Annotated in this window: 21 protein-coding genes; 17 read left to right on the top strand and 4 right to left on the bottom strand. The window is 55.0% G+C overall.

Features of this window, described 5'->3' with window-relative positions:
• Positions 1-26 precede the first annotated feature (26 nt).
• Positions 27-977 (top strand): hypothetical protein, encoded by a 951-nt coding sequence (locus CA832_RS09285; protein ID WP_088341294.1) that lies wholly within the window; start codon positions 27-29, stop codon positions 975-977.
• Here CA832_RS09285 and CA832_RS09280 read toward each other — a convergent pair.
• Positions 974-1,513 carry a GNAT family N-acetyltransferase gene (locus tag CA832_RS09280; RefSeq protein ID WP_088341293.1) on the bottom strand — a complete coding sequence of 180 codons (540 nt, stop codon included), beginning with the start codon at positions 1,511-1,513 and terminating at the stop codon, positions 974-976. The genes CA832_RS09285 and CA832_RS09280 overlap by 4 nt on opposite strands.
• The gene (locus CA832_RS09275; RefSeq protein WP_088341292.1) at positions 1,500-2,177 is read right to left on the bottom strand and encodes an alpha/beta hydrolase; all 678 of its coding nucleotides are present in this window, start codon (positions 2,175-2,177) and stop codon (positions 1,500-1,502) included. The genes CA832_RS09280 and CA832_RS09275 overlap by 14 nt, the downstream gene beginning before the upstream one ends.
• Positions 2,178-2,219: 42 nt before the next feature.
• Between CA832_RS09275 and CA832_RS09270 the strand changes: the two genes are divergently transcribed.
• From CA832_RS09270 to CA832_RS09225, 10 genes are all read left to right on the top strand, one after another.
• Complete coding sequence (locus CA832_RS09270) at positions 2,220-2,645, top strand: PaaI family thioesterase (protein WP_088341291.1); 426 nt, start codon at positions 2,220-2,222, stop codon at positions 2,643-2,645.
• Positions 2,623-3,696, top strand: coding sequence for a chorismate-binding protein (locus tag CA832_RS09265; protein WP_143542364.1), 1,074 nt, complete (start codon positions 2,623-2,625; stop codon positions 3,694-3,696). The genes CA832_RS09270 and CA832_RS09265 overlap by 23 nt, the downstream gene beginning before the upstream one ends.
• A 48-nt stretch (positions 3,697-3,744) precedes the next feature.
• A complete protein-coding gene (gene menD / locus CA832_RS09260; protein WP_088341289.1) occupies positions 3,745-5,499 on the top strand; it encodes a 2-succinyl-5-enolpyruvyl-6-hydroxy-3-cyclohexene-1-carboxylic-acid synthase in 1,755 nt (584 codons plus the stop codon).
• A 22-nt stretch (positions 5,500-5,521) separates the two neighbouring features.
• Positions 5,522-5,863: a DUF2853 family protein gene (locus CA832_RS09255; protein WP_088341288.1), complete on the top strand. Its 342-nt coding sequence runs from the start codon at positions 5,522-5,524 to the stop codon at positions 5,861-5,863.
• 57 nt (positions 5,864-5,920) lie between these two features.
• On the top strand, positions 5,921-6,751 hold the full coding sequence (locus CA832_RS09250) for a CvfB family protein (protein WP_088341287.1): 831 nt from the start codon (positions 5,921-5,923) through the stop codon (positions 6,749-6,751).
• Positions 6,752-6,858: 107 nt separating this feature from the next.
• The gene (locus tag CA832_RS09245) at positions 6,859-7,458 is read left to right on the top strand and encodes an SPOR domain-containing protein (protein WP_088341286.1); all 600 of its coding nucleotides are present in this window, start codon (positions 6,859-6,861) and stop codon (positions 7,456-7,458) included.
• Positions 7,459-7,460: 2 nt separating this feature from the next.
• The gene (gene menA / locus CA832_RS09240; RefSeq protein WP_088341285.1) at positions 7,461-8,369 is read left to right on the top strand and encodes a 1,4-dihydroxy-2-naphthoate octaprenyltransferase; all 909 of its coding nucleotides are present in this window, start codon (positions 7,461-7,463) and stop codon (positions 8,367-8,369) included.
• Between the two features lie 35 nt (positions 8,370-8,404).
• Positions 8,405-9,163: a LytR/AlgR family response regulator transcription factor gene (locus CA832_RS09235; RefSeq protein WP_088341284.1), complete on the top strand. Its 759-nt coding sequence runs from the start codon at positions 8,405-8,407 to the stop codon at positions 9,161-9,163.
• A gap of 542 nt (positions 9,164-9,705) precedes the next feature.
• The gene (locus CA832_RS09230; protein WP_233131777.1) at positions 9,706-11,673 is read left to right on the top strand and encodes a sensor histidine kinase; all 1,968 of its coding nucleotides are present in this window, start codon (positions 9,706-9,708) and stop codon (positions 11,671-11,673) included.
• 22 nt (positions 11,674-11,695) lie between these two features.
• Entirely contained in the window at positions 11,696-12,376 is a 681-nt protein-coding gene (locus CA832_RS09225; RefSeq protein WP_088341283.1) for a metal-dependent hydrolase, read from the top strand.
• Here the strand turns inward: CA832_RS09225 and CA832_RS09220 are convergent, their stop codons facing one another.
• Positions 12,377-13,168, bottom strand: coding sequence for an SDR family oxidoreductase (locus CA832_RS09220; protein ID WP_088341282.1), 792 nt, complete (start codon positions 13,166-13,168; stop codon positions 12,377-12,379).
• Positions 13,169-13,217: 49 nt separating this feature from the next.
• Between CA832_RS09220 and CA832_RS09215 the strand changes: the two genes are divergently transcribed.
• Genes CA832_RS09215 through CA832_RS09205 form a run of 3 tightly spaced genes read left to right on the top strand, consistent with a single transcriptional unit; the run spans position 13,218 to position 16,263 of the window.
• Positions 13,218-14,267, top strand: a complete 1,050-nt coding sequence (locus tag CA832_RS09215; protein ID WP_088341281.1) for an o-succinylbenzoate synthase — start codon at positions 13,218-13,220, stop codon at positions 14,265-14,267.
• A complete protein-coding gene (locus CA832_RS09210; protein ID WP_088341280.1) occupies positions 14,258-15,190 on the top strand; it encodes a CPBP family intramembrane glutamic endopeptidase in 933 nt (310 codons plus the stop codon). Before CA832_RS09215 ends, CA832_RS09210 begins: the two co-directional genes overlap by 10 nt.
• Positions 15,187-16,263: an AMP-binding protein gene (locus CA832_RS09205; RefSeq protein ID WP_088341279.1), complete on the top strand. Its 1,077-nt coding sequence runs from the start codon at positions 15,187-15,189 to the stop codon at positions 16,261-16,263. Before CA832_RS09210 ends, CA832_RS09205 begins: the two co-directional genes overlap by 4 nt.
• Positions 16,264-16,274: 11 nt before the next feature.
• Here CA832_RS09205 and CA832_RS09200 read toward each other — a convergent pair whose 3' ends face one another.
• On the bottom strand, positions 16,275-17,042 hold the full coding sequence (locus CA832_RS09200) for an SGNH/GDSL hydrolase family protein (protein WP_088341278.1): 768 nt from the start codon (positions 17,040-17,042) through the stop codon (positions 16,275-16,277).
• 56 nt (positions 17,043-17,098) lie between these two features.
• On the opposite strand from CA832_RS09200, the gene CA832_RS09195 reads away from it, so the two are divergent.
• From CA832_RS09195 to CA832_RS09185, 3 genes are all read left to right on the top strand, one after another.
• The gene (locus CA832_RS09195; protein WP_394335744.1) at positions 17,099-18,478 is read left to right on the top strand and encodes a M24 family metallopeptidase; all 1,380 of its coding nucleotides are present in this window, start codon (positions 17,099-17,101) and stop codon (positions 18,476-18,478) included.
• 140 nt (positions 18,479-18,618) lie between these two features.
• The gene (locus CA832_RS09190; RefSeq protein ID WP_088341276.1) at positions 18,619-20,457 is read left to right on the top strand and encodes a tetratricopeptide repeat protein; all 1,839 of its coding nucleotides are present in this window, start codon (positions 18,619-18,621) and stop codon (positions 20,455-20,457) included.
• A 357-nt stretch (positions 20,458-20,814) separates the two neighbouring features.
• Positions 20,815-22,878 carry a TonB-dependent receptor plug domain-containing protein gene (locus tag CA832_RS09185; protein WP_158211909.1) on the top strand — a complete coding sequence of 688 codons (2,064 nt, stop codon included), beginning with the start codon at positions 20,815-20,817 and terminating at the stop codon, positions 22,876-22,878.
• Positions 22,879-22,908: the final 30 nt, after the last annotated feature.

The following is a 22,908-nucleotide window of genomic DNA, read 5'->3' as shown; positions in this document are numbered from 1 at the left end:
AGGGGTGTAACCGTTACTTTTACTGTATGGAAAAACACTACCCATTCCTCTTGCTTCTTTTTTTAATCGCACTCCCCCAGGGGGGGCATGCCCAGCAACCCGAGCAGTTTTCCCTCCGCGATTTCCAGCTCCGGGGCCCTGTCCGCACCTGTGTGGTGAAAGCTTCTTACGGGGAGGAGCGTTTTGAATTCGACCGGGAAGGACGGCTTCTGAAGTCCCTTACCCAGTACAACGAAGAGGATTACGATATTACCTATTACCGGTTCCGGGATGGGATCCTCTATGAGCGCCGGGACGAAGCCTACCGGGGGGGGACCTTCGACCCGCAGATTTCCATAGCCCATTTCTACGAGCGGGACAGTGCCGATGGCAAAATGCTTACCGAAACAATCCTTTCCTATGACAGGACTATACGGGAGCAAGTGGACTTTACGTATACTCCGGACGGGACTCTCAGCCGGATTGTACATGCCACCCCCCAGGGGGTGGATGATACCCGGGTGGAAACCGAAACCCTGAAAGGGGAAACCACGACTTCGTACTTCCTCAGTGACCAGCTTCAGCGGTCTGTCCGCAAATCGGAAGTCCGCAAAGGCGGGCAAACCTACCAGGTGGTCCTGACCAAGGAATATGCGGGCGGTGCCCCCCAGAAGGCCGTGGAGGAAATACGAAATACCGAAGGCCTCCTGGTAAAGGAAACCACCTTCGGCTACGATCCGCAAAAGGAGTCCTTTTTTGCAGAGGAGGTCCGGGAGCTGGAGTACGATGCCCAGGGGCTGCTAGGCCAGGAGCGGGTTACCAACCCTACCGGAGACCGGGAACCTGTGGTTCGGCAGTTTGTCTACCAGATGGACGGCAAGACCCCTCCCAACTGGGTGCGCCAGGTGACCACCCCGGAGAATACCTATGTGGTGCGTTCCCTGGTTTATTATGAGCCCGAATCCCCAAAGGTGGCAGCAGACAGCCTAAGGAACTAACCGGCCCATGCTTCTTTAAGGATACCGTACATACAGGTATTGCGCTTAAACCCGTCGTCCAGGTAGACGTCCTTCCTGAGGATTCCCTCCAGGACGGCCCCAAGTTTTTCCACGGCTTTGCGGGAACGGATATTGCGTTCATCGATCCGGAAACAGACTTTTTCGAAGCCCATGGGCCCAAAGGCCTGGGCCAGCATCAGGGCCTTTACGGCATCATTAAGGCCTGTTCCCCAAAAGGCACTGCCGATCCAGGTGGCCCCTATTTCCAATACGCGGTTCGCCCGGTCTATGCGCATATAGCGCGTAGATCCGGCCACTTTTTCCACAGCTTTATCGTAGATCACAAAGGGGATGCTGTCTCCCATCTCCGCATCCTTCCGGGCTTTTTCCATATACCTCGCAAACCCTTCTGCCGTATACAGAGTGCCCGGGGAATACCGGACGAGCCCCGGTTCGGATGCGACTTCCTGCAATTCCGGATAATAGGTTTCTGTAAGGGGCAGCAAACGGACCCTTACGTTCTCAAGTGCTTCCATGAATCCTGGCGATTTGTTCAATTACGGCTTCCTTCATTTCATGCCCGCCCTCGAAGGTCAGCACCTGCAGGCGGTTCCCAAAGAGCACGCGGTACCGTTCCAGCAGGCCTGGAACGTTCTCTTCCGGGATATAGGGATCCTGGGTTCCGTATACCAGGACTACCCGAGTGGTTTCCGGGAGGTGGTCAAAATCCGAGGGCCCCAGTTCTTCGGGTACCCGGCCAGCGTAAAGGACCAGTGTATCGCATTGTCGCTTCCCGTAGGCAACCCACCGACACAACACCGACACCCCCTGGGAGTATCCCATAAGACAGAGGGATGGAGCCTCTTCGAGGGCTTCCTCCTGAGCCACCTGGTCCAGGTACCCCAGCAGGTTGCCCATGTGCTCCCCGGTGTGCTCCCGGGTTAGCCAACAGGCTCCCACGTGGGTATAGGTCTCGCTCAGATAATACAGGGAGGGCGCCTGAGGTGCAATAAGGTAGTGCCTCTCCCTGGGAAGGGTTTTGAAATGCCTGAGGAAATAGCGGGCGAGGTAGCCTATCCCGTGGAAGGCCACCCATACGGTATGGGTATCCGGACCCTGCCGGTTCAGGGTGGCATAAGCGGCCCGGTTTTGGTACCGGACCCATTTCTCATGGGTACTGTGATGGGTGTTCTCGGCCATTTTTAAACGGGGAATGCTACCTTTGCAAAAATCCAAAAATGCATGGAGCAATACAAAGAAAAAATCCTGCGGATCTGTAATGAGGCCCGGAAAGATACCCTCATGGAGACCCTCGAAATAGAATACACCGATGTTGGGGAGGACTTCCTCACCGCCCGGATGCCTGTTACAAAAAAGGTATTTCAACCGGATGGCATCCTGCATGGCGGGGCCACGGTTGCCCTGGCGGAGAGCGTGGCCAGCGCAGCTTCCTACATCTTCCTGGATGCCCGTAATTTCGCTGTCCGCGGGATCGAGATCTCGGCCAACCACGTGCGCAGTGCCTCGGAGGGATCGGTATGGGCCCGTGCCTCCCTGCTCCACAAAGGGCGGACCACCCAACTCTGGGAAATACGCGTAACCAACGATGCGGGGCAATTGATATCCCAATGTAAACTCACAACCATTGCTATCGCCAAGGACCATTAAGTTCAAAGGGTTTCGCGAGCGCATTGGCGAACACCGCACCGCAGGATTGCCCTTCGCTGTCTATCGCAAACCCGGCAGCGCCAGCCTAATCGCCATTTTACAGGATAGCCCAGAAATCCTCGGGGATCCTGAAGATGCCTTCCAGGGTTTTATGGCGCAACCTTTCGATCCTACGACCAAAAAACGCGTCTGGATCCGGGCAGACCGGCTCTATCAGTGCCCGGTTAAAGGCCAGCGACTGTTACTGGAACCCGCTACCCAGGCAGAAGACCCAGAAGCCAAAGCCCTTCACAATACCATGGTCCGCAGGGCCCTGGAGGCCATCCGGGAAGGGAGACTCCACAAAGTAGTTCTGGCACGCCGGTTTTCACACCCCCTTCCAGAGGACGCCCTGTTGTTGTTCAGGAGCCTGCAACTGACCTATCCTGATGCCTTTTGCTATTACTGGGAACACCCTGGCTTTGGCGCCTGGATGGGCGCAAGCCCGGAATTGTTGCTTCAGTATGCCGACAATCGCATAAAAACCGTATCCCTGGCCGGGACGCTGCCGGCCCTGGGAGACGATCCCCCCGTATTCGGGGAAAAGGAGCAGGTAGAGCAGGCCATGGTTACCTCGCACATCCTGGAGGCCATGACCGAAGAACGCCTGACCCCCGAGGTGAGTACCCCAAAACCCGTCCGGGCTGGTGGGGTATGGCACCTGAAAACCGAGTTGGGTGCGAAAGCGGGGCGGGACCGGGCCCTGTCGCTGGTAGACCGGATGCATCCTACCCCGGCGGTCTGCGGCACCCCTCCCGAAACGGCGTTTTCCTTTATTGGAAAACATGAGAATTTCGACCGGGAATACTACACCGGTTACCTGGGGGCCTTTGGAATAGAGGCAGACGACGCTTTTGACCTCTATGTGAACCTACGGTGTATGCAACTCTGGAAGGAACAGGCCTTTATCTATGTGGGTGGGGGCATTACCGAAGCTTCCGACCCGCAGGCCGAGTGGGAGGAAACCCGACAGAAGAGTGCTACCCTACTCACCGTACTCAAGAATTCCTGAGCCCCCGGGTGGGTTTACAGCCCGCTGCTTTGTACCTTTGCAACCACTATGAGGTACAGCAATATTCCTCTTGCACATACAGCCGTTGAGTACTGCAAAAAACGCGGTATCCGGCAGGTGGTCATTTCCCCGGGGTCTCGCAATGCCCCGCTTATCCTGGCCTTTAGTGCTGACCCGTTTTTTGAGTGCTTTTCTATAGTGGACGAGCGCAGTGCCGGCTTTTTCGCACTGGGCCTGTCCCAGCAATCTGGGTTACCAACCGCCCTGGTTTGTACCTCAGGCAGTGCCCTGGTAAACTATTATCCTGCGGTCTGCGAGGCTTATTACAGCCGAATCCCCTTAGTGGTCCTTTCCGCAGACCGGCCGCCATACAAGATCGATATCGGGGATGGGCAGACCATCCGTCAGGAAGGGGTATTGAGCGCACATATCGGCTACGAGGCCCATTTGAGGCAGGATGCTACCCACGCTTCCAACCGCATCCGCTGGGAGGAGGGTACTGCCCCCCAAACCGCTGAAGAACGAGCTGCCCTGCAGGCAGGGATACAGGAACACAATGAGGCCCAATGGGCCGCGGCCCTGGATGTGGCCTTCGAATCCCGGCTCCCGGTCCATCTGAACCTTCCCTTTGAAGAGCCCCTCTATGGAACTCAGGATACCCCGCCTTTTTCGGTGGCGCCCAGACCCGTGGCGGTTCCCCAAATGGATACTGCCGATTTTCAGCCGCTTTGGGAGGCCTGGAATGCGGCAGGGCGGAAAATGGTCCTGGTAGGAATCCTCTCGCCCGGGGCTGTGGAAGCCGATGTATTGAAAGCTCTGGCACAGGACCCATCTGTTATGGTATTTACCGAGACCACATCCAACCTGCATCACCCTTCGTTTTTCCCCAGTATTGACAGTATCATGGCCCCGCTGGAACTGGGCGAAGACCGCGAACTAGGCTTCCGGGAACTGCAGCCCGAAATCCTCGTGACCCTGGGCGGCATGGTGGTCTCCAAAAAAATCAAGCAGTTCTTACGGAACCATCCACCGCGGGAGCACTGGTGCATCCACCCCCAGGTAGCTATGGACACCTATTACTGCCTCAGCCGTCATATACAGCAGGATGCCGGTACCTTTCTTTCCGGGTTACTGGCCGGGTCAGTCCCGGGTAATAGCGAGTACCGGGAAAGGTGGGCTGCCGTCTGGGCGGCGCACAGGGAAAACAGGGCAACCTACCTGGAAAAAATCCCGTTTTCAGATTTTCAGGCCTTTGGTGAGATCCTGAAAGGTATCCCGGACCACACCCATGTCCAGCTGGCCAATAGCTCCACGGTCCGCTACGCCCAGCTCTTCGATATGCACCCATCCCTCCGGGTCTTCTGCAACCGCGGGACCAGCGGCATTGAAGGGAGCACCTCAACGGCAATGGGAGCGGCCTGGAACACCGATTCCCCTACCTTACTCATAACGGGGGACCTGAGTTTCTTCTACGACAGCAACGCCTTTTGGAATCAGTATCTGCGCGAGGATTTCCGGATCATCCTCATCAATAATTCGGGGGGTGGGATCTTCCGGATTTTGCCAGGCAGGGAGGATAGTCCGGCGTTCGAAACCTACTTTGAAACCACCCATGGCCGCACAGCGGAGCATATGTGCCTGCAATTTGGCCTGGCATACAGCAAGGCGTCCACCCTGGAAGAACTCAGAAGCGCCCTGGAGACCTTTTACATTCCAACAGGCCACGCAGCCCTGTTGGAAGTCTTTACCGCACGGAAGATCAATGACCGGGTTTTGCTCGAATATTTCGAATACCTAACTTAGGCGGACCACAATACTTTTTACTATGAGCAAACGAGATGAATGGATTGCCCACTATGCCTCGGATATCCGCGATAAAATGGGGGAGGAGCCCGATATGGAGTTCCTCACCAAGGTAACCCTTGGCCTTGGGCCGGCCATCTATAACTCCGATGCCTCCAAAGTATCCGGCTCGGACGCGGCCGAACTGGAACGCGTGAAGCAGAATTTCCTGTTGGGCAAACTCGGGATGGAAGACAGCCCGGCCCTTATGGAAGCCATTCATCAGGTAATTGACAGGTACGGGCGTTCCGAACGGAACAAGTACCGGGCTGTAATTTACTACATGCTGGCCCGCCATTTTGGAAAGACCTCGGTTTACGGATAAAAACTGGCGGCCCGCCGGAAAAATTACCGTTCCTTTGCAGGCCCATACACCCCGGCCATGATAGAAATCGGATTGCACAATACATTGCTCGTTTCCAGGACTACTTCTGTGGGATTATACCTTTCCGACGGGGAATCCGCCGAGGTGCTGTTGCCCAAAAAATATGTTCCGGAGAATTGCGAGGTAGGGGATATGCTCCGGGTTTTCTGTTACCTCGACCATGAGGAACGACCCATTGCCACAACCCTGGAGCCCCTTATAGAGCGGGGCCGGTTTGGCGTGCTCGCCGTAGCGGAGATAAGCCGCTTCGGGGCTTTTATGGACTGGGGTCTCGAAAAACACCTTCTGGTCCCATTCCGGGAACAGCCCGCCCCTATGGAGGAGGGCCACAGTTACCCGGTGTACTGTTATCTGGACCAGAAATCCGGCCGGCTGGTGGCCTCCGGGAGGCTGGAGCGTTTTCTATCCAACGACAACATGGGCCTGAAAGCCGGGGAGGAAGTATCCCTGATGGCCTACCGGCAAACAGACCTGGGGGTAGAGGTCGTGGTGAATGATGCCCATAAAGGCCTGGTATTCCAGGACCAGATTTTTCGCAGCCTGCAACCCGGAGACCGCCTCTCCGGATATGTCAAGGCCATACGCCCGGACAAAAAACTGGACATCGTCCTGGAGCCTTTGGGCCACCATGGGCTGGAACCCGCGGCACAACGGATCCTGGAGGCTCTGCAGGAAGCGGGGGGCTTCCTCCCCTTGCACGACCGTACAGACCCCGAACAAATCCAGCAGCAACTCCAGATGAGCAAGAAGCGTTTTAAGAAAGGGGTGGGCGTTTTGTATAAGGCGCGGAAGATCGAGATGGCACAGGACGGTATCCGGTTGCTGTAAAGGGGAGAAACCCCCCTGCCGGATTTGCCTGGTTTTCCGGGCGTTTCCTTTGGCGGATCCCACCAATTTGGTTACATTTAGCGGAATTTCCATCAAACCGTTGCCTTATGCCATTTATCGAAGAAAGCGACCTGCTGGAACTGCACAAAGACATCGATAAGGCGCAGATTATCAATGAGCGCCTGCTGGACCAGATCAAGTATAAAAACCGGGATTTGCGCCGTGCCAAACTGCAGCGCAACATCTTTGCCGGAGTTACCACCCTGTTCCTGATCGGGACACTGGCTGTAGCCTCCTTCACCGTGGGCCTTACCTCAAGTGCCAAGCAGAATAACTCGGAATATCTCAATGTTTCTATAGACAGTCTGGAAGTCTTCAGGAACAGGCTCAGCAACCTCAGGCAGCAGAACGAGGAATTAAGCCTGGTCAAGGAATTCTACCTGGCCAAACAATTCCTGGAAAAGGAAACCATCTATTCGGTACAGGTCAAGGCTTTTGTGGACAATAACCTCAGCCTGGCCTCCGAGTCGCTGACCAATACCCTGTTTGTCAAGACCAACCCCTTCTACGCGTATTCCATCGGGAATTTCGAAACCCTGGAGGAGGCACAACGCTTCCGCAGGGAACTTGTGGATATGGGCTTCAAGGACGCATTTGTCGCCTCCTACAAAGAGGGCAAGCGCTTAAAAATAGAAGACCCCGACTGACCTTGCAGCAGCTGAAACCCTGGTTGGGTGCCGCGAGGCTGCGGACCCTGCCTTTATCGGTAGCCGGGATCCTGGCCGGAACGGCCCTGGCGCATGCCAGCGGATACCGGGATACCCTTCTTTTTATCCTCACCCTTGCCACCACCCTTTCATATCAGATCACTTCCAATTTTGCCAACGATTATGGGGATGGGGTAAAAGGGACAGACAACGAAGAACGCATAGGCCCCGCCCGGGCCCTGCAGTCCGGGGCCCTCAGCCGCCAGGCCCTTAAAAGAGGGATTTGGGTAATGATCTTCCTGAGCGGCCTGCTCACCTTGTTAACGCTCCTCAGGGCCTTTGGCTGGGGCCAGCTGGGATACCTCCTGTTGTTCGGCGCGTTGGGCGCCCTTGCCATTTGGGCTTCGGTGCGCTACACGGTAGGGGCAGGGGCGTACGGTTACAAAGGGTTGGGAGACCTTTTTGTCTTCCTCTTTTTCGGGTTGCTGAGCGTGCAGGGAAGCCAGTTCCTCTATACTAGGGACCTTCTCCCGGAGGCCTGGTGGCCGGCCATCGCCATAGGGGCATTCTCTGCAGCCGTCTTAAACCTGAATAACCTCAGGGACTGCGAAAGTGACGCTCGCTCAGGAAAACGCACCCTGGTGGTACACCTCGGGTACCCTGGCGGCCGCCGTTACCATTGGATACTTTGTCTTGTCGGGTTGGGATCCATTTGCGCCTATGTGGCGCAGCATTCCCAACCCGCCCGGGCCGCATGGGTATTGCTGCCCCTGTTGGGCATTGTCCTGCATTTGGTTTCCTTTGCCCGGGCCAGGGGGCCTGAGGCTCTGGACCCGGAATTGAAGAAGGTGGCCCTCAGTACCTTTGCCTTGGGGCTTATGCTGTATATCGCGAATGATTATTTTTTGTAATTTTAACTGCGATAACCTTCTAAACCGAAGCGAATTTGGAACAACCTATCAAAATCCTCATCGTTGAGGACAACGTGATTATCGCAGATGACATGCAATCCATGCTCGAGGAAATCGGGTATGAGGTGGTAGATAATGTTATCGTTTTTGAACAGGCCGTAGAGGTTTTGAAAAGCCAGGAAGTGGACCTGGTACTGATCGATATTATCCTGGCATCCGACAAAACCGGGATAGACCTCGGCAAGCATATCCGGGACAATTACGACATCCCATTCATCTTTGTTACCTCCAACTCCGACCGGGCCACTGTGGAAAACGCCAAGACGGTTAAACCCAATGGTTACCTGGTGAAACCCTTTGAACAGCAGGACCTCTATACCTCCATCGAGATCGCCCTTTCCAATTTCATCAAAGGGCAGAAGGCATCGTCTGCCGGGGAGCAGGACGATGACGCCGCCGATGGGATCAATACCAATTCGGTGCTCAAGGATTCCATCTTCGTCAAAAAACAGCACCTGTACTACCGAATCCAGTTCGACGACATCCAATTTATAAAAGCGGATAACGTGTATCTGGAAGTCAACACCAAGGATAAGAAGTTCCTGGTGCGTTCCCCACTGAAGGACTATCTGGAAAAGCTCCCGCGGAATAAATTCTACCGGGCGCACAAGTCCTACATCGTGAATGTGGACCATATAGACGCCATAAATTCCAAGGATATCATGATCAATAACAACCTGATCCCGATCTCCAAGGATTTCAAGGAATTCATTATTTCATCCATGAATTCCTGATGGGGATATAGGGCAGATAGCACCCTCCCGCGTTTTCACAACACCTCTTTTGCCATTCACAACAATTCCTTGGTTCCCCGGGGAGTACTTCCCTATATTCGTGGTGTAATCAAGAATTCGTTTTTTCATTTTCATATAGTGTTCTCAAAGAAAGAAGCCTTGCCAACCTAACGGCAGGGCTTTTTTATTGAAAAAAGGTGTTTTTCCCGTTAAACGCCTTCCCGGGGTCGACAAACCACCCCTGTGCAGCCATTCACCACAAAATAACAAGGCTACACAACAAAAGCGTAAGGGGAACGGGTGGGACGCCTTACATTTGACCTATAAGAGATAAGATCCCCAAATCTTACTGTTAACCGGAAAGGCTGTGTTTTCGAACATGGCCTTTTTCGTTATGCGGTAAATGGGCCCATTCCCAGGAGTTACCACAACTTCGGGGGCGTTTACAACAAAAGCTGCCAGATGCGGTGGAATTGGTGTAAGTTTGATTTTGTAACACCCCTGGCCCGAGGGTAAGGATATCGGGCCCATAGGGCACCTTTATGAGGACAATATACATCGTGGTTGCGGCAAGCCTGATGCTGGGGGCTCCCCTGGGCCTCTACGGCCAGGATCTGGGTATGGACCAGCCGGACAACCTAATGGAATTCCGTCAGCAGCCCACCCCTGGCGAACAATTGGATTTTTTCTTCAGGGAAACAGAACGGTATCGGTCTCATTCCCCCTATGTCTGGCTCGATGAGGTCAATATGCGCTACAATACGGCAGCCCAGAACGCAGATTCTACGGCATTGCGCTATTACGGCCTGATGCAGGCCGAGTTATACCACGATATCGGCAATTACAACAAGGGTATTGCCCTGGCCAACGACCTGCTAACCCGTATCCAGGAAGGGGACGAATACGGGGAGTCCAAGGCCCTGCTGCTGGATTTACTAGACAAGAGCTACGGCCAGCTCCGGTTGTACGACAAACAGATAGAGGTTCGCAAGCGCAAACAGGAACTTGGCCTGGCCGACAATGTCACTTTCTACGATATCTATGCCAACCTGGGCATGTACCGGAAGGCGATGAACGATTATATCTACGAAAAGAAGAAGCTGCTGGACGAAACTGATTTGTACCAAAGCGCCGTCTACGACAACGATATTGGCCAGTTCCTCCTGCTGGACCGTTCTGCCGCAACGGCCCTTTCCTATTTTAAGAAGGCCCAGGGGTACATCACGGTATACCTGAATGACATCAACACCATTAAATCGGAGAAAGAGGTAGCCGAAGCGGAGCGCCTGAAGGCGATTATAGACGGCAATATTGGCCGTTCCCACCTGCAGCTGGCACAATACGAGGATGCCCTGCCGTACCTGGAAAACAGCATTGGACAGCTGCGGGACAGCCCGGAGGAATACCTGCGCCAGGTGGTGGTGGAAAACCGATTGGGCCTGGCCCAGGCGTTTTTAGAACTGGGCAATGCCCAGAAAGCGCGGGAGTATCTCCGGGATGTCCCCGGAGAGGAGTATGCGGAATTACGCCTGAAGTACAACCGGCTGATGGCCTCTTATTACGAGATGCAGGCCGATTACAAGGCAGAGGTGTATTATCTGCAGCAGAATGTGCGCATGCGCGATTCCATCGATCGCTCCCAGACCTCCCTTAAAAAACAGCAGCTCCTGGCTATCGTCGCCAATGAAGAATTGGAGAATTCCAAACAGACCCGGGATGAACTGCAAATGGACCTGGAACGGAGCCAGGCCCGGATGCAGGCCCAGGATATGCGGATTAACCTGGTATTTATCTCCCTGGTCTTCACCTTACTCGGGTTTGCCGGCCTGGTCTATGCCTATCTGAAGAATATCAAAAACCAGCGGCTGCTGGCCGAACAAAAACACATTATTGAAAAGTCCCTGGTGGAGAAAGATTCCTTGCTCAAGGAAATCCACCACAGGGTAAAGAACAACCTGCAGATGGTGTCGAGCCTGCTTAGTCTCCAAACCAAGAATACGCGGAGCAAGGCGGCTATAGAAGCCCTGGAGGAGGGGAAAACCCGGGTCAAGGCCATGGCGCTGATCCACCAGAAACTCTATCAGAACGACGATCTTTCCGTCATCGAGATGCAGGGGTATATCGAAAGCCTTATCAACAGCGTGCAATCCGTATACAAGAAAGGGGGGCACCAGATCAATATTACCATCGATGCCGAAGGGGTGGAGCTCGATATAGACCGGGCCATTCCCATAGGGCTTATCCTGAATGAACTGGTTTCCAATTCTTTTAAATACGCCTTCCCGGACCCGGAACAGAAGGGGCAGATTTATATCCACATCCGTAAAAACGGCGAAGGCGGCTTCTTTGAATATACTGACAATGGGGTTGGTATGCCCGAAGACTCAGACGAGCGGGCCAGCAACTCCATGGGCATCCGCCTGATGCGCCGCCTCGTGAACCAATTGCAGTCTTCCCTGAACATAGACAAAACCTCGGACGGGGTTCGGTTTTGGTTCCATTTTAAGTAAATTTGGGAGAAAGCACCCTCCCATGAACATCACATTTCTGGGCCACGGATCCCTCCAAATCCGTACCGGCGAACACGAACTCGTTATTGATCCTTTTATAAGCGGGAATCCGCTGGCCAAAGGCAAGGTGAGCCTGGACAGCCTCAACCCGGATTACCTGCTGCTTACCCATGCCCACCAGGACCACATCCTGGATGTGGAGGCCCTTGCAGGCCGGACCGGCGCTACCATCATCAGCAATTATGAAATTGTTACCCATTACCAGGCCAAAGGTTTTGAAGGGCACCCCATGAACCACGGCGGGGGGCGGACCTTTCCCTTCGGTTGGCTGAAATACGTCAATGCCGTACATACCTCCTCCTTCCCGGACGGGTCCTATGGCGGGCAGCCCGGGGGCTTTGTCCTGAAAAGCGGGGGTAAATGCCTATATATATCCGGGGACACGGCCCTGCACATGGATATGAAACTCATCCCTCTGGATGGGAAACCAGACCTGGCCGTTCTCCCCATTGGCGATAATTTTACCATGGGACCGGAAGATGCCGCCCGGGCAGCCGGTTTTGTGGATGCTGGGCGGGTCATGGGTGTCCACTACGACACTTTTGGTTATATCGAGATAGACCGGGAAGCGGCCCTGCAGACCTTTGACCGGGCAGGAGTAACCCTGTTGCTGCCGGAAATCGGCGAAACCCTGGAAGTGTAATCAGACCACCTGGCTGCGCAACACTACCCGGTGCAGGAGTTTCGGAAAGAACCGCTTGAGATAGATCCCGGATACCTCCTTTCCACCAATGTAGGTTTCCCATTTCCCGCGGTCTATGGCCTTCCACATCTTAACGGCAAACCGCTCAGGAGCCATACCGGCTGCAGTGGCCGAATCCTGCCGCGCCTGGGACGACCCGTCTGCAGTAAGGGCGTTGCGCGCCACATCCGTATCCACGAAGCCAGGGCATATAAGGCTCACGCATATGCCGTCCTTTTCGTGTTCCATCCTCAAGACGTCAAAAAAGCCATGGAGGGCATGCTTGGCCCCGCAATACCCGGAGCGATAGGGGGACCCGAACCGCCCCATCAGGCTGGTGACCACGGCATAATGGCCTTTACCCCTTTGCAGGAAAGCGGGCAGCAGGGCTTTGGTAAGGGCTACTGTGCCGAGGTAGTTTACCCGTATCAGCTGCTCGTATACCGCCATATCCGTTTCCCGGATCAGGGAGCGCTGGCTGAGCCCGGCATTGTTGACCAGTACATCCACGTGCCCGTAAACCGAGAGGGCTTCTTTCACCCGCTTCGGCATGGCTTCCGACTCGCCGAGGTCCAGGGGCAGTAGAGCCACCTCCCCCGGGTTGGCGCAGGCCTCCCGCACTTCCCGGAGGCGGGCTTCCCGGCGGGCTGACAGGATCAGGCGGCACCCCAGGCGACTGAGGTGGTAACTCAGGGCTTCCCCTATGCCCGATGATGCTCCTGTAATCCAGACTACCGTTCCTTTCTGATACATATCCCGTGGTTTAATCCTGCGAAAATATACGTAAATTTGAGGCGCCTCTATGAAAGCGACACACCGCAGTTACCAGCTCCATTTTAAGCGCCCGGGCGGTACCTCCCGGGGGGTACTAACCCAAAAGGAAACCCACCTGCTCCTCCTGGAGGATGCAGGGGCTACCGGTATTGGCGAGTGCGGCCTGTTCCTGGGGCTCAGCGCGGACGACCGCCCCGGCTACGATGCCAAACTGGACTGGGTCTGCAAAAACACGAGCTTGGGCCCTCAAGGGCTTGCCGCTGCCCTGGAGCAATGGCCCAGTATCCGTTTCGGGGTGGAACAGGCATTTCGTTCCCTGGCATCGGAGCACCCTATGGTCCTTTTTCCCTCCCGGTTCCTGGAGGGGGAGCCGTTACCCATAAACGGCCTTATCTGGATGGGCACCCTGGATTTTATGCAGGAGCAGATCGAGGCGAAGCTGGCGGAAGGCAATCGCTGCCTGAAACTTAAAATAGGGGCCCTGGGGTTCGAAGAAGAACTTTCCCTGTTGCACGCCCTGAGAAAGCGCTATTCGAGCCGGGACCTGGAGTTACGGGTAGACGCCAATGGCGCATTTTCCCCCGGGGAGGCCCTCGAACGCCTTAAAGCCCTGGCAGACCTGGACCTGCACTCCATCGAACAGCCTATCGCGGCAGGCCAGCGGGAGGCTATGGCAACCCTTTGTTCCAAAACACCCCTGCCTATTGCCCTGGACGAGGAATTGATCGGGGTCTTTCCGGCATCCGAACAAGCGGCCATGCTGGATGCGGTTGCACCCCAGTATATTATCCTTAAACCCAGCCTTGTTGGCGGGTATGCGGCCTCTGAGCAGTGGATCCGTTTGGCGCAGGAGCGGGGGATAGGTTGGTGGGTCACCAGTGCCCTGGAAAGTAACATCGGCCTCAATGCCATTGCCCAATGGACGGCAACCCTTAATGTGGATATGCCCCAGGGGTTGGGGACGGGCTCTCTTTTTACCAATAATTTCGAATCGCCCCTCTATGTAGAGGGGGGCTACCTGCGATACGACAACACCAGGCCCTGGCGGCTGGATAAACTCGAAGCACTATGTACATAGAACAAGGATACAGGGGGGACCTGGGGTATTGGAAATACCTGTTTCTGCCCCTAGGGTTCATCGCCCTGATGGTTTTTAACTATATCGCTACCCTGGCTTCACCGGTTCCGGTGGATGAGATGATGGCCGATATGATAGACCAGCTGGGCAGCAACACGGTGCTGATTATGCTCCTCGCGCCCCTGGCTTTTGGCCTTGTTTTGGTCCTGGCCTGGACCAAATGGATCCACCCGCAGTCCATTCGCTCCCTGACCACCTCCCGCCGCCGGGTGGATTGGGGCAGGGTATTTTTTGCCTTTGCCCTCTGGGGGTTACTCACTATTGCCGTTACCGGCGTGGACATCTGGCTTTCCCCGGAAGATTACGTCTGGAATTTCCGGTGGGATGCCTTCTGGAAGCTGGCGCTAATCGGGATTTTGCTGATTCCCCTGCAGACCAGTTTTGAAGAGTACCTTTTCCGCGGGCACATGATGCAGGGCCTGGGCCTGATCGCGCGTAACCGATGGGTACCGCTGGTCGTGACCTCTGTTTTGTTTGGCCTGATGCACCTGGGCAACCCGGAAGTGGAAAAGCTGGGGTACTTAAGTATGGTGTACTATATCGGGACGGGCTTATTCCTGGGAGTTATAACCCTCATGGATGAAGGCCTGGAACTGGCCCTGGGCTTCCACGCCGCAAACAACCTGATTACCGCCCTGCTGGTTACCGCAGACTGGACCGCCTTCCAGACCGATTCCCTGTACAAGGATATCTCCGCACCCGCCCTGGGGTGGGATGCCTTTGTGCCGATATTTATCGTCTTCCCTTTATTGCTCTGGGTTTTCGCACGGAAATACGGCTGGAAAGACTGGAAAGGCCGGCTGGCCGGGCCCGTTTTGAACCGGGCAGAGGCATTGGATCGATTTAAAAATGAAACCGCATGAAGGACTATCACCACAGAGCATTCCGCCTCAACAATATTGAATACAGCTTCGAAGACCTGAAGGAAGTGGCGTACAGCCTGGTGAAGGAAGGCGAACCCTTCGAACGCGAAATAGGGGATTTCCTGCTGGACTGGGTATCGGACCGCCCCCAGATCGCTCAGCAGACATCCGGTTCCACCGGCCCGCCCAAAACCATTATGCTGGAGAAGGAGAAAATGGTGGCCAGCGCAAAGGCCACCGGTGCCTATTTCGGGATGGGACCCGGTACCCGGGCCCTGCTGTGCCTGCCGGCCCATACGGTTGCGGGTAAAATGATGTGGGTGCGGGCTATGGTCCTGGGCTGGTCCCTGTATTATGTAAAGCCTTCCCTGAACCCGTTGAAGGATCTGGAGAAGCCCATCGATTTTACGGCCCTGACCCCCGCCCAGGTAAGCAGCTCCCTGGCGTTTTTGCCAAAAGTGGGCACGCTTATTATTGGCGGGGCCCCGGTTTCTGCAGCCCTTTTAAAAACCCTGCAGGACTTTTCCGCTGAGGTTTTTGAAACCTATGGGATGACCGAAACCATTACCCATGTGGCTGTAAAACCCATTACGGGCCATAAGGCGGAGGGGCATGAAGGGTATTTCGAAGGCTTGCCCGAGGTGCATTTCGCGGTGGACAAGCGCGGCTGCCTCATTGTAAACGCCCCTTACCTTTCCGAAGTCCCCATTGTGACGAACGATTTGGTGGAACTCCTGTCCGAAACGACCTTCCGGTGGCTGGGGCGGGCAGACCGGGTGGTGAATTCCGGGGGGGTTAAGATCTTCCCGGAGACGTTGGAATCGAAACTTTCCAGTCATATTAAGAACCGCTTTTTCCTGGCCGGCATCCCGGACCCTGAACTGGGAGAACGCCTGGTAATGGTGGTGGAAGGCCAGGGCGAGGCCGCTGAAATCCTCGACGGTCTGAAGGGGAAAAAGCTGCTGGAGAAACACCAATGGCCCAAAGCCGTTTATTTTTCAGCGAAATTCGCCCAAACCGGCAGTGGGAAAGTAGACCGCATCGGCACCCTGAAGGCCTTAGATCTCGGCTGAGTATTTGCGCCCTAGTCTCCGTATGACGTTACGGTCTCCCAGGCAACCATTTTAAGGAGCTGGGCATCTGACGGGTTCAGGGATGCGGCATATTCCAATGCACCCGGATCCTTCTCGGAGAGCACGGCGTAGAAGACGGAGGCTGCCAGGAAGGTACCGGCGGCACTGGGGTGAAACTGGTCCGGGTCGTGCAGTTCCAGGGGGAGTTCAGGATCGAGCCGTACCTGCTCAAAGGCCACGCCTACGGGTACAACGGTTCCCGATACACCAGCCGCCGCCGTTTCGCAGGCCTGGCGGATTACCGGATACATAGAAGGGTTATCCTTATAGGCCCAGGTCATAAAGACATAGATTTTGGTATCCGGGTTATTAATGGCCGTATTGAAGGCCCGGACGCTGGGCGGTACCACCTCAGGCTGGGTATAGGCCACAAAACTGTTTTCCTGCAGCACCACGATATCCCAATCCCTTTCCTGTAAACGCTGGGCGGTAATCTCATTTTCAAGGTGTTCTTCGAGGGTTGCTCCGCTGGCGGTAAGATCGGAGATGAAGTAGTTTCCGGAAGGTTCTCCTTCCACCAGCATCTTACTGAGATGGGAGCCTACCCCACCATTGTAATAGGTATGACTGTTCCCAACAAAAAGGATATTTACAGGTTCACCCTGGGGGAGGGAGCGCTTTACGGGCTTGTTGACCTGTTCCCCGCCTTCCGGGCTGCCTCCGCCAGAATCGCAACTGGCCAGACCGAGTAGCAATAGGAATACCAGGAATCTCTTCATCACACTTTTTTCTCCTCAAGGTAATAAATATCTTTAAAGCCTAAAAAATGTCAGATATGAGCATATCCTTCCAAAGTATTCGATCTGAAGTCCTTACGTTTTTACTTGTCCTCCTCCTTCTCAGTACGGTAGAAGGCAGTGCCCAGGCCGTCCTCCCCGAAAAAGACCAGGCAACCTTGGTGGATGCCCTCCTGGAAGATCGCCTTAAAACGGTTCTTCCGCGCCTGATGGACGATACGGGAATAGATATGTGGATTCTGATTTCCCGGGAGTACAATGAGGACCCCGTGTTAAAAACATTTTTACCCGCCACCTGGCTCAGTGCCCGCCGGCGGACCATGCTGCTCTTTTACCGCGACAAGGCAGCGGACCGCACCGACCGCCTGGCCGTGGCCCGCTATAACATCGGGAAAAGTATCGTGTCTTCGTGGGATAAAGAGAAACAGCCCGACCAATGGAAGCGACTGGTGGAACTCATCGAGGAGCGGAACCCGGAGAAAATCGGCCTGAATTTCTCGGAGGACCACAACATTGCCGATGGGCTGGACAAAACGGATTACGACCTGTTTATGAACGCCCTGCCCCGGAAATACCACAGCCGGGTGGTATCGGCAGAAAACCTCGCCGTAGGTTGGATTGAGACCCGGACCCCCCGGGAAATGGCGGTCTATACCCAACTGGCCCGTATCACCCACAATATTATTGCAGAAGCCTTCTCGGAGGCGGTCATTACCCCCGGCCATACGACCACCACCGAAGTGGAGTGGTGGATGCGCCAGAAAGTGACGGATCTGGGCCTGGATACTTGGTTCCACCCAACGGTAGATATCCAGCGGCCGGCAGACAGCCTGAAGGGGCACTTGTATTCATTTTCCGACCGGCCCGAGCAACAGGTCATCCTGCCCGGCGACCTGCTGCATTGCGACTTCGGGATCAAGTACCTGCGCCTGAATACGGATTGCCAGCAATTGGCCTACGTGCTCAGACCTGGGGAGCGGGAGGCCCCTGAATACCTGCGCAAGGCCCTTGCGGACGGTAACCGCGTTCAGGATTTGCTCACCGCAGAAATGCGGGAAGGTCGCACCGGGAACGACATCCTGCTTTCAGCCCTGGAAAAGGGCAGGGCGGAGGGCCTTCGCCCGGCCATATATACCCATCCCCTGGGCACATACGGGCATTCGGCCGGTACTACCATTGGCATGTGGGATTCCCAGCAGGGCATTTCCAGTGCAGACGGGTCCAGCTATGGCCTGCACCCTCATACGGCTTATGCCATAGAGCTGAATACGACGGTGTCCTTGCCCCAGTGGGGGAGGGATATCCGGGTGATGCTGGAGGAGCCGGGGTATTTCGGTCCTGAAGGGTTCTGGTATCCTGATGGCAGGCAAACCGAACTCTACCTCATTCCAAGGGTCAGCCCGTCCAACACCGAGTAGGCTTTATTTGTAGCGGCACGCAACCCTGGAAACCGTTCCTGCATCTGAAGGATGCGTGTTATTTCCCTACGACGGAAGACATGCCATGGCGTGCATATTATTTTTCTGTGTATCTTTAAGAGACTAAAAAACACTGTGTTATGAAAAAGATATTGGTTTTGATCGTTTTGCTGGCCGGCCCGGTACTGATGGCGCAGCAACGCACCATTTCCGGCCGGGTGACGGACGGGAGAGCGGCACTGGAAAATGTGGCTGTCTCGGTAGAAGGGTCGGATACAAATGGATTTACCGATGAAAAAGGCCGGTACGCCATAGAGGCCGCACCTGGGGATATCCTGCGTTTCTCCTATCAGGGCATGAAGACCCAGCGCATCATGGTGGAGGATGTCACCCGTATTCTCAACCCATCCATGACCTTCGATGTGGCCGAGCTCGAGGAGGTGGTCGTGGTGGGAAGCAACCGGAAGACTCAGAAGGAACTCTCCTATGAATACCCGGCCAACCAGCGCCTTATCCGCACGGCCTACGGGATTTTAAATGCCGATACCGCCCCGGGAAAAATCCAGTTTATGGGGGAGGATGAGATCAATGCCGTAACCCTTTGCATCCTGGACCTGTTGCGGAACCAATTCCCAGGTGTCCGGGTTCAGGGCGATTGCATCGGAGCCGGAGGCCTCCGGGCCGATGTCCAGGGGCAGGTGACCAATATCCTGTCTAACACCGAATCTGATGCTGGCAGCTTCCAGGGCTTCGACAACCCGGAAGGCGGGCGCGTCTTTATCCGCGGTGCCTCTTCCATTTACAACCAGCGCTCCGCGATTTTCGACGTGGACGGGCAGATTTTCTATACCGCCCCTGTATGGCTGGACGTCAAACAGATTAAGCGTATGGCTATCCTGAACAACTTTGCCACCACCACCATGTACGGGAACGTAGGGGCCGGGGGCGTCATCGTTGTCAACACCATGGCAGGGAGCCCAAAGCGGCAACAACTGGCAGACCTCGCCCGCCTGCGGAACAACTATCTTTCAGAAAAAGTGCTGACCCCCCAGCAGGTAGCAGCCAACCAGCCCACCTACCTGCGGGAACTCTATGCCAGCGGCAGCGATGCCGAGGCCCGGGAAGTCTATCAGTCGTATGCCTCCCGTTATGCGAGTTCTCCCCATTTCTTCCTGGATGCCTACCGTTATTTCTATGAAAACCGGAACGACGCGGCTTTTGCCGATGCTATTCTGGAAGAAAACCAACGGCGGTTCCAGGGCAATGCTGTCCTGCTCAAGGCCCTGGCCTATACGTACCAGTCGCAGGGAAGGTATGCCAAAGCCAATGAGGCATACCGGGAAGTGCTGACCCTGAGGCCCAAGTACGGACAGTCCTACCTGGACCTTGCCGGCAGTTACCGCGACCTGAATGAATTCGACAAGGCTGCCGGAATCTACCAGCGATATACCTACCTGGTGGAGGAGGGTTTCCTACCGCAGGACAGCACGGATTTTCAGCCCATCCTGGAGCGGGAATACAATAACCTGCTGTATCTGAACCGGGCTTCCCTGGTCAGCGCAGAGAACCGGGCAGACCTCTTTGTGGAGGACGAGGTGGATTTTAAAGGGACCCGCCTGGTATTTGAATGGAACGATGGGGAAGCTGAGTTCGACATCCAGTTTGTGAACCCGGAACGTCAGTATTTCAACTGGGAGCACAGCCAGGCCCGCTACGGGGATGAGATCCTGCGGGAAAAGGAACTCGGGTATAATACGCGGGAATTCCTCATAGACGAGTCCCTCCCGGGCACCTGGCAGGTCAATGCCACCTATATGGGCAACAAGAGCCTGACGCCCACCTACCTGAAAGTCACGATCTACGACAATTACGGAACCCGTGCCCAGCGGAAACAGGTAAAGGTCTTTAAGCTCAAGGTCAAAAATGTGCCCCAGCAACTCTTTACCCTTACCAAGGCGGTTTCTGTTGCCATGAATTAAGCGCAAGAACATTGCAACATTAAAATGCCGGGTACTAACCCGGCATTTTAATAAAAAGCATATCTTAGAAGTGGCTGCTTAACCGGCCCTCTATTCGCTGCCCTTACCGCAGGAGCGGTGTTTTTCTTCCCCCAGCGGCCGGGACATTTCTTGTCCCGGGACATATGTATTAGTTCCGTTTTGTTTCGGTGTGTAAAACAGTAATCAGATACGATGCGAAATTGTAACACTTTTTGGGTAATCATCTGGGTTCTCCTGTTAGCGGGTTCTCCCGCTATTTCCCAATCGGAAAAACCCACGCTAACCCTTTGTTGGGATACTTCCCTTTCTGCCGGGCAAAGGAATATCGATCTGGATTTGGAATGGCTCGCACAGGTCTTCCAGCGCCAACCCGAAGCCCAGGTACAACTGCTTCGCTTCGGAACAGAGATCAAAGAGGATCTTTTGGCGGTAAGGCAGGGGGATTGGAGTACATTGGAAGAGATGCTTCGGGCCACCATTTACGATGGCGCCACCACTTACGAAGGGTTGTCCGAACGCATAGGTTCCGAAACCGTATATCTCTTTACCGATGGCAACCCGATAACCGATACCGACATTCCCGACTTGCCGCGAGGGAGTTTTATTGTGGTCAGCAGCCCTATGCGCAACAAGGCCTTTCTGGAACGCACAGCCCTCCTGCACCGGGCACGGGTTGTCGATTTTAATAGAGAGCATAAAACAGAGGCAGGGCCGCGTGCCGAGGACCAGGAGGACATGGCCGTTAGCGGAAAGGTCTGGTTTGGCAATAGGCCTGCCGAAGGGGTATTGGTTTACGTACAGAATTCCGGCAACTGGACCACAACGGATGCCGGTGGCACCTATGCCTTGCAAGGTAAACACGGGGATACGGTAGTGGTAAGACTTGCCAATGGGGAAGAGATCCGTCCCGGGACTATTGAAGGACCGGAACTTCCCCCTACCTTCCTGGACGACAAGGCTATCGCGTTGAATGAGGTGGTCCTTACCGAAAACAGGCTCGAGGAGGCTGTCGAACAAGTACGTACGCCCCTCGGCGTAAGAGATAAGAGATCCCTGGGATATGCTGTGGCGGAAATCGATGAGTCCGATATTTCACAAATTGAAGTATATGCCGATGAGGCCCTTGGTACCAAGGTGCCCGGGGTGCGGATGCCGGGTCGCAACGGATGGGGGGACCCGGAAACCCGCGCGGGTTTTTCACGGGCCGAAATAAGGGGCCGCAATACCTTCAGCCTCAACCCCTATGCTCTGATCGTGGTAGACGGGGTGCCTTTGTCCCGCTCCAATACAGGAATCGAAAGGGGAAACTTTAACCAGACCATTGAAAATTTCGATATCGTAGATCCCGGCAATATCGCCTCCATTACCGTTTTAAAAGGTTTGGCCGCAACCAACGTTTATGGGAGCGAAGGCGGTAACGGGGTTATCCTGATTACAACCAAGACCGCTTCCTACCGGAAAGGTGCTGAGGCTGCATCGAAGCAATATGGGCCTACTACCCAGGTATTGGAGGAAAGGGAAGTACCCAAGGGAACACGTGCAAAATCTTCTTTTGTACTTGCCCTGGAGTCTGCGGGTTCCCCTCAGGAAGCCTATACGAAATATCTAGGGTGGCGGGAGGTTCGTGGAGACGATCCGGCATTCTATCTGGAAGCCTACGATTTTTTTGCCCCTGTAGACAAACGCCTGGCTTTCCGGGTGCTTAGCAACCTGGCGGAAACCCATCCGGAGGATTCGGCGTATTTGCGTATTGCAGCAATGGGAGCTTCTGTCTCAGGGCAATACTGGTGGGCCGAGCGGCTGAACAGAAAGTTATCCCTTCTGGACCCTGAAGACCCCCGCATACAATTGGACCTGTCCCGTGCCATGGCCGGGCAGGGCAAAGCCCGTGAAGCCCATGCCATTTTATCCAAACTGGAGACCAACCGATTGGCAGGGCAACCTTTTACGGAACATCTTGAAAAATACCTGACCCGGGAATGGACAGACTGGGTCCGTAGGTTTCACGGGCAGGAGCCCACGCTCCAAATCCCTGCCCGGTATGGGCAAACCCTTACTTTGGATGCGCGCCTGTCCTTCGAGTGGAATACGAAGGACTACCCGGTTTCCATCCGTTTTGTTCATCCCAAAAATCATTATTTCGATTGGAAAAGCCGGGAATTGCCTCCGGAATCTTCGGCCTGGGGGGAGTTTGAGATCTATGGGAAGGATTCCCAGGGGGCATGGCTCATACAGGCAAGTCACGATGGTCCGTCAGGAATGAAGAACGGGCATGTGCCATTGGTTATGCGCGCTTCTCTGGTGTTGAACTTCGGAACGCCCTCCCAAAAAGTACTGGAGAAACTGGTGGTGCTACCAGACGCCGAACGGTACACGGATGTCCTTCGTTTCAGGTTGTAAAGGCACTATCAGTCACTTTAACGATATTTT

Origin of the sequence: Robiginitalea sediminis, from assembly GCF_002198115.1 — a bacterium.
Taxonomy (GTDB): domain Bacteria; phylum Bacteroidota; class Bacteroidia; order Flavobacteriales; family Flavobacteriaceae; genus Robiginitalea; species Robiginitalea sediminis.
Note: the sequence above shows the minus strand (reverse complement) of the source record. Positions and strands in the feature narration are given on the sequence as shown.